Origin of the sequence: Riemerella anatipestifer (genome assembly GCF_009932355.1) — a bacterium.
Lineage (GTDB): Bacteria > Bacteroidota > Bacteroidia > Flavobacteriales > Weeksellaceae > Riemerella > Riemerella anatipestifer_E.
In genome coordinates this window covers 1-12,446 of the sequence record NZ_LEKU01000025.1, presented here as the reverse complement: position 1 = coordinate 12,446, position 12,446 = coordinate 1, and the positions used below count along the sequence as shown (strand labels likewise).

Genomic DNA, 12,446 nt, shown 5'->3' with positions numbered 1-12,446 from the left:
TATTTCTATGAGAGTAATTTTGCTGTTAGTTTTATTGAGAATTACTTTAATACACGCTCAAAGTATTAAAGGTTACATTAAGGATTTTCGAGAAACTCCATTGTCAGGGGCTGTGATTTATATAGATGGAACTCAATATAAAACGCAATCTAATCAAGATGGGAAATTTTACTTGTCAGATGTGAAGGCGAAGACAGGAAACCTTATCGTTGAAAAAAAAGGGTTTTCCTCAAAAATAATACCGATTGAAGGATTATATAGCCAAGCATTAGAAATTAAATTAGAAAAAGAAACGGAAATTCCAGAGGTCAAACTATTGGCATACACAGATAAGGCGTACAAGCGTTATATCGAAAAGTTTCTTAATACTCTCTTGGGGTATGATAGGGCGATGGTTTATGTTAAAAACCCGAAGGATATACAATTGGCATACGATAGAGAGGAGCATATCCTTAAGGCTCGTGCAAAAGCACCTCTTATTATTAGTAACGAAAAATTGGGATATGTTGTAAATTATAACTTGTTGGAATTTGAACTGAATCTTTCCGATAATAGTTTGAAGTATCTTGGAACTTCTTTTTTTAGTCCTATGAAAGGCTCTTCTCATAAGCAATTAAAGTGGCAAACAGAAAGGCTTAATGCTTACTATGGTAGTTCCTTACATTTTTTCAGAGCTCTTTATCAAGATAGATTATCTGAAGAGGGTTTTTCTGTGGATTGGATTATAAGGAAGCGTAATGAAAAATATCCATCGTTGGAAGAACTGAAAGTTTATCGCACTTATATTGATGATTTTAGGAAAAAGATTTCCAAAGATTCAGTCATTGTATTTAATAAATACCCTCCTCATATAGAAGATATTGCAAGAAAGAAGGAAGAAGAGCCTATGTTCTACTCTGCTATAATAGAAAGAAATATATTATCAGACAAATTTAGGAAAAATAGTGAAAATAGAGTTTTTTTGGAGTTTAAGGATTTACTTGGAGTTAATTATAAAAAGTATTTCTATACAGTGCACAAAAAACAAATACAAAAAACAGAAATGCCTGTATCCAAAAATAACATATTAGATTGTAGAGGGCTTAGCTTTGAAGTTTATTCAGATGGTAATTATTCCAATCCTAGTGAACTTGTATTTGAGGAAGGGTGGGCAAGAAGTAATCTTTCGGAGCTTTTACCATTGGATTTTGAACCATAGATTTTAATCTGTATTTTTACCCTGTGAAAGTGGAGAAGATTATACTGGGTATAGACCCTGGTACTAGTGTAATGGGTTTTGGTATTATTTCTGTGTTAAATCAGAAGATGGAATTGGTTTCCATTAACGAGTTGATTTTAAAAAAATACCCTAACCACGAAACTAAATTGAAGTATATTTTTGAGAGAACTCTATCGCTTATAGATGAATTTCATCCAGATGAGGTTGCTTTGGAAGCACCTTTCTACGGGAAAAATGTGCAGAGTATGCTGAAGTTGGGGCGGGCACAAGGGGTGGCTATGGCGGCAAGTCTATATAGAGATATTCCTATTACTGAATATTCTCCCAAAAAAATAAAAATGGCAATTACAGGCAATGGTAACGCAAGTAAAGAACAGGTGGCAGGAATGTTGCAAAATTTACTTAAACTTAAGGAGTTTCCTACCAAATATTTAGATGCGTCTGATGGATTGGCGGTGGCGGTTTGTCATCATTTTAATTCGGGTAAAATAGTAACAGGTAAAAATTATTCAGGGTGGGAAAGTTTTATAAAACAAAACCCTGATAGGGTTAAATAAATCATCTTTTATGAAAGCACTAGAAAATCGTCAGGATATAGAGGCGTTAGTTAATCGTTTTTATGATAAGGTTGGGAAAGACGCTACCATAGGCTTTTTCTTTAACGAAGTTGCAAAAGTAAACTGGAACGAACATTTGCCAAAAATGTATGCCTTTTGGGAAACATTATTATTTAGTAAGGTATCCTATAAAGGAAATCCGATGGGAGCCCACTTTCCTATCAATGATTTGGTGCCTATGGAAAAATATCACTTTGAACATTGGTTAAAACTTTGGACAGAAACTATTGATGAACTCTACGAAGGTTCTATGGCAGAAACAGCAAAATACAAAGCGGCTAATATTGCCAATTTAATGGCTTACAAGATGGAAATGGCAAGGCGATAGTTATGGTAAATGCAGAAGAAATTTTATACTCTATTGCTTTACGGCGAAGCTCTTTGGTAGGAGATGTTACATTTGCAAATTTAGTGGGCGAAGTTGGTTCTGCTAAGGAGGTTTGGAGTTTGTCTCAATCGGAGTTAAGAAAAATATCAGGCATAGGTAAACAAATTGCCTCAGGTATTGGTGATGAAAGCCTTTTGAAATTTGCCGAAAGGGAAGTTGAGTTCTGCATTAAAAACGAGATAAAAATCAATCTGAGACATCTTAATCAGCTTCCTCGTCTTTTAGGTGAATGTTATGATGCTCCAGCTATTCTTTTTCAAAAAGGAGATTATGACGATACCGCTAATAATATTAGCATTGTTGGGACGAGAAATGCCACTGCTTATGGTAAGTCGTTTTTGGAGGATTTAATTGTTCAGTTTAAAAATAAAAATATTCAAGTCATTAGTGGTTTAGCTTTAGGTACAGACGGAATAGCTCATCAAGAGGCTTTAAAAAACAATATAAAAACTTCAGCGGTTTTAGCACACGGTTTACACATTGTTTATCCGTCCAAACATAAAATTCTCGCTGAAGAAATATTAAATAATGGTGGAGCTTTGTTTTCTGAATTCTGCTCTGATGAAAAGCCAGATAGAGAACATTTTTTGCAAAGAAATCGTATTGTGGCAGGGCTTTCGGCTAATACGATTGTGGTAGAGTCTGCTTATGCAGGAGGTTCTATTAGTACGGCGAGTTTTGCTAATCAGTATAATAGAGAGGTGTACGCTTTGGCAGGGCGTCTTACGGATAAGTATAGCCAAGGTTGCAATCATCTTATTTTTCAAAATAAAGCTAAAATCATATCTTCTATTAAAGGTTTGCTAAAAGACCTAGATTTGGATAATACTTCTAAAGTTTTGGAGCTTTTTCCTTCGGTTGAGGTTTCTTTAACTCCTATTCAGAAGCCTATTTATGATATTATTAAAGAGGTTAATGATATTTCTTTGGACGACTTGTCAGAAAAGTTAAATCAACCTATTTCTAAAGTGCTTCCAGTTTTGTTAGAATTAGAATTATTGGGATTGATAAGGGCAAATTCTGGGAGGAGATATTCTATTGTTTAGCTAAAAAATCACTTTTTTAAAATTGATATTTTGGGCATAATAGTGTCTTTTTTTTAATTAAAATTGACTTTAATTAAAATTTTGATGTTAATATATTTGATTTGTGTGGGTTTTAATAAAAATTAAAATCAGATTTGTGTAATATCAAAAAAAGGTTATCTTTGTTGGCATCAATTAAACGCTATGGAACAATATAATGTAGAACAAAAAATTCAAGAATTTATAGCAAATGTAGAGGCTAAAAATCCTAATGAGCCAGAATTTTTACAAGCTGTAAAAGAGGTGGCTGTTACTGTAATTCCGTTCATTGCTACCAAAGAAGAATACAGAGGTAAAAAACTTCTAGAAAGAATGGTAGAGCCGGAGAGAACAATTATTTTTAGAGTTCCTTGGGTAGATGACAAAGGAGAAATACAAGTAAATAGAGGGTTTAGAATTCAGATGAATTCGGCTATCGGACCTTATAAAGGAGGGATTAGATTCCATCCTACTGTAAATCTTTCAGTACTTAAATTTTTAGCGTTTGAACAAGTGTTCAAAAACTCTTTAACTACGCTTCCTATGGGTGGTGGTAAAGGGGGTTCTGATTTTGACCCACAAGGGAAATCAGATATGGAAATTATGAGATTCTGCCAAGCATTTATGACGGAACTTTGTAAGCATATTGGACCTCAAACCGATGTTCCTGCTGGAGATATAGGTGTGGGAGCTCGTGAGATAGGTTACCTTTTTGGTCAATATAAGAAGATAAGAAACGAATTTACAGGAGTACTTACTGGTAAAGGATTGGCTTATGGTGGTTCTTTAATTCGTCCAGAAGCTACAGGGTATGGAGTGGTTTACTTCGCAGAGCAAATGCTAAGAACGGTAGGTGAGGAAGTTAAAGGTAAAACATTTACGGTTTCAGGATTTGGAAATGTGGCTTGGGGAGTAATTAAGAAAATTGACCAACTAGGAGGTAAGGCGGTTACTATTTCTGGTCCAGATGGATATGTTTATGATAAAGACGGTATCACTGGTGAAAAAATAGATTTCTTATTAGAGCTTAGAGCGAGCGGAAACAACCGTGCTGAGGATTATGTTAAAAAATATCCAGAAGCTGAGTTCCACGCAGGTAAGCGTCCGTGGGAGGTGAAGTGTGATGTGGCTATCCCTTCTGCAACTCAAAACGAGTTAGATTTAGAAGATGCTAAAAAACTAGTAGAAAATGGTTGTATTTGTGTTACTGAGGCGGCTAATATGCCTTCTACACTAGATGCAATTAATCACTTTATAGATAACAAAGTTCTTTTCTCTCCAGGTAAAGCGTCTAACGCTGGTGGTGTAGCTACTTCTGGATTAGAGATGACTCAGAACTCTATTCGTCTTAACTGGACTTCTGAAGAAGTAGATGCTAGATTGAAAGAAATCATGATAGGTATACATAAAGTATGTAGAGACTACGGAAAAGAGGAGAATGGTTATGTAAACTATGTGAAAGGAGCAAACATCGCTGGGTTTGTTAAGGTGGCAGAGGCTATGTTAGCACAAGGTGTTGTTTAATATGATAAACCTTCTCGTGGGGTAATACGAGTAAAAAGTAAAATGAAAGAAAGAAGTTCCTCTATTTAAAATGAGGAACTTTTTGTTTTCTTAATGAGTTAATTAGCTATAGGTAGATTTATAATATAATGAGTACACTTATTGATAACACAAAGAATTTTGTAAAAAATAGATTGGAAGGAGCAGAGGCAGGACACGATTGGTTTCATATAGAAAGAGTGTGGAAACTTTCTCAAAAAATTCTAAGTACCGAAAAGGAAGCTGATGAGGAAGTGGTAAATCTTGCGGCTTTATTACACGATATAGCCGACCCTAAATTCCATAATGGAGACGAGACTTTAGCACTCCAAATATCAAGAGATTTTTTAGTGAAGGAAAATGTTTCTGAAGAAACCATAGATAAAGTTTTATTTATCATTAAACATCTTTCCTTTAAAAATAAAGAAAATCAACCGAAAGAATTACCTATAGAGTTTAAAATTGTGCAAGATGCAGATAGATTAGATGCCATCGGAGCAATAGGTGTAGCAAGAGCGTTCAACTTTGGTGGGTATAAAAATAATCCAATATATAATCCTGAGATACTACCTCAAAAAACCTTTGATAAAGAGCAATATAAGAAATCAGAAGGAACTACAATTAACCATTTTTATGAAAAATTATTACTCCTAAAAGATTTAATGCAAACTACTGAAGGCAAAAAGATTGCGGAAAAAAGGCATCAGTTTATGTTAAGTTTTTTAGAAACCTTCTATCGCGAGTGGAATTTATTGGAATAATTAAGAATTCATATATTTGTGCCTGTTAAATATTTTTAATTAAATGTTTGGTTGATGGAAACACTGTCGTTTGTTCTTTTTATACTGTTATTGATTTCTCTGATAAGGATAAATAGGTTAAAGCTATACCGAAAAATAATTACTGTTGTGGGAGTGCTTTTTTTTGGATACTGGATTTTTACTAAAATTTATCCTAATCCTGTTGGAGGAAGTATTGCTATTCAGTTAGTTAATAAACACCCACAAACGCTAGATTTTTATAGTCTAGAAGTTTCAGATAAGGAACATAATATTGTACATTTAGGGGATATTCGTTCTGAACATTATCGCGTATGCCATTTGGGAATGAAGGGTACAGATGAGTTTTGGCTAGTTGCTTTTTCTGGGAAGAAGATGGTTTATTTTACCCAACATATAGTAGGAAATAAAAATGAAGACCTTTATATTGAGGCTAATAACTATCTTAATCAGAGCGTTAAACTTTCCAATATTGCAGAAAAGCAAATCAGGCTTTATAAGAGAGAAGGGCTAAGAGATGCAGTTTGGGTTACTTTCTGTTTTTTAATATTATTCATAAATATTGTGTCTTGGGTAAAGAAAAAATAGAAAATATTTTTGGATAAATTTCTTAGTTATATAAAAAATGTCTATATTTGCACACCTAAAAATGGTTCCGTGGCCGAGCGGCTAGGCAGAGGTCTGCAAAACCTTGTACAGCGGTTCGAATCCGCTCGGAACCTCAAGTTTAAAATCTCACAACAACGTTGTGAGATTTTTTTGTTGCTCGTATTCAATAAAAAGTTACATTTGTTGATATTAACTTGGTAGTTATGTTTTTAGATTTTTTTCTACCCAATAGATGTCTAAAGTGTAATCTTATTATTCCTTCTGAGGAAATTGTTTGTTGGGCATGTAAGTCTCATCTTAATTTTACTCATGATGATTTTAGAGGAAAGGCGGGATTTTATCAAAAAGTTATTCTTAAATTTCCAGTAACTAAAGCTTTTAGTTTGATGAAGTATGAGAAAAAAGAGCTTTCTCAAGACATTATACATGCCTTAAAGTACCATTCTATGGAGCGTGTAGGTAAGACGCTTGCTCATTGGGTTTCTGAAAATATAGATTTATCTCATCAAGAGATAGATATACTAACCAATATTCCACTTCATCCTAAAAAACAAAGAGAAAGAGGTTATAATCAGTTGCATTTGTTTACAAAAATATTATCTCAGTTGCAGGGGATACCTTATTCTCATTATCTTCTTAAAAGAAATTTCTATTCTAAGCCTCAAGCCTTAAAGCAAAAATTGGATAGAGAAAAGATGCAAAATATATTTTCTGTAGATGAGAAAATAGAAGGGAAACATATCTTACTTATAGACGATGTATATACCACAGGAAATACAATGAGTAAAGCGGTTTGGGAGCTTTTAAAAGGAAATGGGAATCAGGTGAGTGTTTTGGTTTTGGCAATAGATGAATAAATAGGTGTTTAATTATATTTCTCTCTTATATTGAGGTTTATGTATTTTGTTTAATTATAAAATGTTTATTGGTGGTTTTGCCCTTATTTATAGGATTATAGAGGATTGTGGAAAACTTATATAATTAAAATCCAAAAGATTAAATAATCTCTTCATATTTCGTTTCATTTTTAGACTTTCATTTTCTATTTTTGTAGAAAGGACTTTAATAAGTCTTTTTGTGGTCAATTTATTGATTTTTAAGTTATTATATGGCTCTCTTCTTTTTGTGAGGAATAGCTAAGGATTAAAAAGCTGAATAAATAATATTATGGGGATTTTTGAGAAAAGAATAAACTACAAACCTTTTGAGTATCCAGAAGTAATGCAGTACATAGAGGCGATTAATAAGTCTTTTTGGGTACATTCAGAGGTAGATTTTACAGCGGATATACAAGATTTTCATTCGCAACTAGAGCCTCATGAGAAAAACGCAGTTAAGAATGCTTTGTTAGCGATTGCTCAGATTGAGGTGTCTGTAAAAACCTTTTGGGGTAATCTTTATAATCATCTCCCTAAACCTGAGTTTAACGGATTAGGAGCAACCTTTGCAGAGTGTGAGTTTAGACATTCAGAAGCTTACTCAAGATTGCTTGAAGTTTTAGGATATAACAATGAGTTTCTTAATGTCATTGAAAATCCGGCTATTAGAAAAAGAATAGATTTTCTAACTGATGTACTTAAAAACTCAAATTCTTCAACGCCTAAGGAGTATGTGTCTTCTTTACTGTTGTTCAGTATTTTAATAGAAAATGTGTCATTGTTTTCTCAGTTTGCCATTATTCTTTCGTTTACGAGGTTTAAAGGCTATATGAAAAATGTGTCTAACATTATTGCTTGGACTTCTGTAGATGAGCAAATTCATGCCAATGCGGGGATTTATATCATCAACAAAATAAGAGAAGAACAGCCTGAACTTCTTCAAGAGGAAGACATAGAGGCGATTTATAATATTGTTAGAACTTCGGTGGAGTTAGAGTCAGAAATATTGGATTGGATTTTTGAGATGGGAGATTTAGACCATTTGTCAAAAAAACAGCTTCTCAGTTTTATGAAATATCGTATAGACGATAGTTTGAAAAGAATCGGTATGGCTTCTATGTTTAATATTACAGAGGAAGAATATAAGCCAATGGTATGGTTTGAGGAGGAAGTTTTTGCTAATTCGTTAGACGATTTCTTTGCCAAAAGACCAGTAGATTACACAAAACACGATAAGAGTATTACCGCTAATGATTTGTTTTAGAAAAGTTCTTAATCTAAAGCAAAATAAAATATAAACAAGAAAAAAACAAAATGGAAGAACTACAAGATATATGGTGGCTGAATGAGGAGTCTGAACAAATGCTCAATAGAGGTTATCTTCTGAAAGGAGAGACGGTGCATGGAGCTATTAAAAGGATTACTACAGCCGCTGCTAGAAGACTTTATAAACCAGAGCTACAACCAGCCTTCGAAGAGATGATTGTGAAAGGTTGGATTAGCTTTTCGTCTCCTGTATGGGCGAATATGGGAACGCAGAGAGGTCTTCCGATTTCTTGTTTCAATGTTCATATTCCAGATAGTATTGAGGGTATTACTCACAAAATGGGGGAAGTCATCATGCAAACCAAAATAGGTGGTGGTACTTCTGGTTATTTTGGGGAACTTCGTCATAGAGGGACAGCAGTTACAGATAACGGTAAGTCGTCTGGGGCAGTTTCTTTTATGAAGTTGTTTGATACGGCTATGGATGTGGTTTCTCAAGGAGGGGTAAGAAGAGGGGCTTTTGCTGCTTATCTAGATATAGACCACGGAGATATAGAGGAGTTTTTAACGATAAAAGATATTGGAAGCCCAATTCAAAACCTATTTACGGGCGTTTGCGTACCAGACTACTGGATGCAGGATATGATAGATGGAGACATTGATAAGAGGAAGATTTGGGCTAAAGTTTTAGAAAGCAGACAGCAGAAAGGGTTACCATATATTTTCTTTACCGATAATGTCAACAGAAACAAACCTCAAGTTTATAAAGATAAAGGGTTGTTGGTTAATGCGAGTAACCTTTGTTCAGAAATTATGTTGCCATCTACTCAGGAGGAGTCGTTTATATGTTGTCTTTCTTCTATGAATTTGGAGCTTTATGATGAGTGGAAGGATACTAATGCGGTAAAATTGGCGATTTATTTCTTAGATGCAGTATTGTCTGAATTTATAGAAAAAACGGAAGGTAACTATTATCTACAAGGAGCTAGAAATTTTGCGATGAAACACAGAGCGTTAGGTCTAGGCGTTTTAGGGTATCATTCGTATTTGCAGAAAAATATGATTCCTTTTGAAAGTTTTGAAGCTACTCAATTCAATGCTAGAGCGTTCAAACACATTAAAGAACAAGCGGAAGCAGCTTCTAAAGAATTGGCTAATATTTATGGCGAACCAGAATTGCTTAAAGGTTACGGTATGAGGAATACTACGCTGATGGCAATTGCACCTACCACTTCTAGTTCGGCTATTTTAGGACAAACTTCTCCAGGGATAGAGCCTTTTGCATCAAATTACTATAAGGCAGGTTTGGCTAAAGGTAACTTTATGAGAAAAAATAAATACCTTAAAAAACTCTTAGAAGAGAAAGGTTTAGAAAATGAGGAGACATGGAGAAACATTATGCTTAATCATGGTTCTGTACAACATCTAGATGGTCTTACGGAAGAGGAAAAGGCTGTTTTCAAGACTTTCAAAGAAATTTCTCCTATGGAAATTATCAGTCAAGCAGCTCAAAGACAGCAGTATATAGACCAAGCTCAATCTTTGAACTTGCAAATTCCGTCCACAATGCCAGTAAAAGATGTTAACTTCTTGATGATAGAGGCGTGGAAAAAAGGTGTTAAAACACTTTACTATCAGAGAAGTTCGTCTGTATCCAAAGAATTGATGGTAAACTTTGTAACTTGTTCTAGTTGCGAAGCATAGATAAATATAGAGTGTAATAATTAAAGTTGAGGAAGATAAAACCGTAGTCTTAGGGCTATGGTTTTTCTTTTTAATTAAAGGTTTTCTATATTTGTTCAAAGTATCAATAATATGTGGAGAATTATATTTATTGCCTTGATTTTATTTTTTGAAAGTTTTTCAGCTCAAAATTTAGAGGAACAGGCGGATAGTATTATGACAAAATACGACATTCCCGAAATGGCGTTCGCTGTTGTAACGAAAGATACTATATTGGTGCAAAAAGTAAAGGGGCATCACAGAATTACTGAAAAGAAAGGAAAACCCAATGCTTCCTTTGGAGATTTATTTCATCTAGGTTCCAATACTAAAGCCATTACAGGGTTTATTTCTGCATATTTGGTAGAACAAGGTAAAATAAAATGGGAAACCAAGTTTTTTGATTTATTTCCAAAACTTAAAAAGAGTTCAAATCTTAAGTATCATAGCATAACTTTAGAAGATTTATTATCCCATAGAGCTAATGTTCAACCTTTTACTAGTGGAGAGGAGTATAGTAAACTTCCTAAATTTAAAGGAACTAAGCAACAGAAAAGAACTAAATTCGGAGAATATGTTTTAACGCTTTCTCCGATAGAAAATAAAAATACTTACAATTACTCAAACGCAGGGTATAGTATTGCGGCAATGATGCTTGAAAAAGTTTCGGGAAAGTCTTGGGAACAACTGATAGAAGAATTGTTAAGAACAAAATTAGGGATAGATTTTCGGTTGGGGTGGCCTAGTAGAAATGCTAAAAATCAACCTTTAGGACATTGGTTAGAAGGTGGAAAACAAGTTGAAGTTTTACCAAATGTTGATTATGATTTGAGTTTAGCAGAACCTGCGGGAGATTTAAGTATGAATATTCATAATTATTCCAAGTTTATACAATTAAATATAAAGGGGCTTTCTGGGGAAAGAAATATTTTAACTCCTAAAACTTATCAATACTTACATACCTCCAAAAAAGACTATTCTATAGGCTGGGGTAATTATCAAGATAAAATTCAAGAGATTTCAGACCATTCAGGTTCAGATGGCACATTTTTTTCCTATGCTCAAATTGATAGAAAAAAGTATTTAGGTTATATTATACTGGTAAATAGCGGAACAGCGGAGGCACAAAAAGGTGTTTTTGAAATGTTGGACATTCTAAAAAAGAAGTATAAATAGAGAAAAAGTAATTGACTAAAACTTAAAAATGAAATTTGGAAAAGTATTAGACCCATCGGTAGTAGATTTTACATTGCCTAGTTCACATCTAGATACTCTAAGAGTATTGGGAGGGAAGCCTGTTCAAAAGCTAAATATTTCAGTAGGCTGTGCCAAGTGGAATAAAGCAGAGCTGAAAGGTTTTTATCCAAAAGGGACTAAAGACGAACTGTCTTATTATTCTACACAATTCAATTCTATTGAGCTTAATGCTACCTTTTATAGCTTGCCTTCCGCTGAGCAGGTTGCTGTATGGAGAGATAAAACCCCCGCAGGATTTAAGTTTTTTCCAAAAATCACAAATACCATATCTCATTACAGAAGACTAATCAATGTTAATGATGTGGTAACGCAATACGCTACTTCAGTTTTAAACTTTAATGAAAAACTTGGAATGGTATTTTTGCAACTTCATGATAATTTTCAACCTAAAAACTTTGATCGTTTAGAGAGGTTTGTATTAGATTGGCCTTGCGAAATTCCCTTAGCAATAGAACTGAGAAACGAAAAATGGTTTTCTGATGAAACAGTATTTCAAGAAACTTGTAATCTTTTTGAAAGTAGAAATATTACTAATATTATAGTGGATACGGCGGGAAGGAGAGATATGTTGCATCAAAGGCTTACCACGCCCACAGCATTTATTCGTTATGTAGGAGCAAATACAGATAGTGATTATACAAGGTTAGAAGATTGGGTACAACTCATTAAATATTGGAAAGAGCAGGGTTTACAGAATCTTTATTTTTTTGTACATCAAAATCTAGAGGAAGCCTCTCCGCTTCTTTCCGCACATTTTATTCAAACACTTAACGATGCATTAGGTGAAAATTTACAAATACCCAAAATGGCGAGTCCAAAAACACTAACTTTATTTTAGTAGAGTTCCCAAAAGTGAAGGTTATTTATCTATGTTACTAATGGTATGACGAATGTATTTTCCTTTTTTTTATTTTTTCTCTTTTGTATATCAATCGATTATATATTATGGATAAAAAAAGGATATAAAACATTTGGAGTTAATGGCAAAGAATTTATATTTTTGCACCCTCGATAAGAGAGAATAGGAGTGGATTGATTAGAAGAGATTAAATACTTAGTAGTAATAAACCTAAGAATAAGAGGTGCATTATGAGGGGGTGTTTAG

Annotated in this window: 12 protein-coding genes and 1 tRNA gene; all 13 read left to right on the top strand. The window is 33.8% G+C overall.

Going from position 1 to position 12,446, the window contains the following annotated elements; all coding sequences use genetic code 11:
* Positions 1-7 precede the first annotated feature (7 nt).
* The gene (locus GXW81_RS09175) at positions 8-1,198 is read left to right on the top strand and encodes a carboxypeptidase-like regulatory domain-containing protein (protein ID WP_161532079.1); all 1,191 of its coding nucleotides are present in this window, start codon (positions 8-10) and stop codon (positions 1,196-1,198) included.
* Between the two features lie 23 nt (positions 1,199-1,221).
* A complete protein-coding gene (ruvC, locus tag GXW81_RS09170) occupies positions 1,222-1,776 on the top strand; it encodes a crossover junction endodeoxyribonuclease RuvC (protein ID WP_161532078.1) in 555 nt (184 codons plus the stop codon).
* A gap of 10 nt (positions 1,777-1,786) precedes the next feature.
* On the top strand, positions 1,787-2,164 hold the full coding sequence (locus GXW81_RS09165; protein ID WP_161532077.1) for a group III truncated hemoglobin: 378 nt from the start codon (positions 1,787-1,789) through the stop codon (positions 2,162-2,164).
* Positions 2,165-2,166: 2 nt separating this feature from the next.
* On the top strand, positions 2,167-3,270 hold the full coding sequence (gene dprA / locus GXW81_RS09160; RefSeq protein WP_049334427.1) for a DNA-processing protein DprA: 1,104 nt from the start codon (positions 2,167-2,169) through the stop codon (positions 3,268-3,270).
* A gap of 183 nt (positions 3,271-3,453) precedes the next feature.
* Complete coding sequence (gene gdhA / locus GXW81_RS09155) at positions 3,454-4,812, top strand: NADP-specific glutamate dehydrogenase (RefSeq protein WP_049334426.1); 1,359 nt, start codon at positions 3,454-3,456, stop codon at positions 4,810-4,812.
* A gap of 128 nt (positions 4,813-4,940) precedes the next feature.
* Positions 4,941-5,591, top strand: coding sequence for an HD domain-containing protein (locus tag GXW81_RS09150; protein ID WP_161532076.1), 651 nt, complete (start codon positions 4,941-4,943; stop codon positions 5,589-5,591).
* Between the two features lie 54 nt (positions 5,592-5,645).
* Positions 5,646-6,197 (top strand): hypothetical protein, encoded by a 552-nt coding sequence (locus GXW81_RS09145; protein WP_161532075.1) that lies wholly within the window; start codon positions 5,646-5,648, stop codon positions 6,195-6,197.
* Positions 6,198-6,260: 63 nt separating this feature from the next.
* A tRNA-Cys gene (locus GXW81_RS09140) sits at positions 6,261-6,331 on the top strand.
* 90 nt (positions 6,332-6,421) lie between these two features.
* Positions 6,422-7,075, top strand: coding sequence for a ComF family protein (locus GXW81_RS09135; protein ID WP_161532074.1), 654 nt, complete (start codon positions 6,422-6,424; stop codon positions 7,073-7,075).
* Between the two features lie 310 nt (positions 7,076-7,385).
* Complete coding sequence (locus tag GXW81_RS09130; RefSeq protein ID WP_161532073.1) at positions 7,386-8,360, top strand: ribonucleotide-diphosphate reductase subunit beta; 975 nt, start codon at positions 7,386-7,388, stop codon at positions 8,358-8,360.
* Between the two features lie 23 nt (positions 8,361-8,383).
* Positions 8,384-10,066: a ribonucleoside-diphosphate reductase subunit alpha gene (locus GXW81_RS09125; RefSeq protein WP_260393593.1), complete on the top strand. Its 1,683-nt coding sequence runs from the start codon at positions 8,384-8,386 to the stop codon at positions 10,064-10,066.
* A gap of 111 nt (positions 10,067-10,177) precedes the next feature.
* A complete protein-coding gene (locus GXW81_RS09120) occupies positions 10,178-11,260 on the top strand; it encodes a serine hydrolase (protein WP_161532072.1) in 1,083 nt (360 codons plus the stop codon).
* Positions 11,261-11,288: 28 nt separating this feature from the next.
* On the top strand, positions 11,289-12,179 hold the full coding sequence (locus GXW81_RS09115; RefSeq protein WP_161532071.1) for a DUF72 domain-containing protein: 891 nt from the start codon (positions 11,289-11,291) through the stop codon (positions 12,177-12,179).
* Positions 12,180-12,446: the final 267 nt, after the last annotated feature.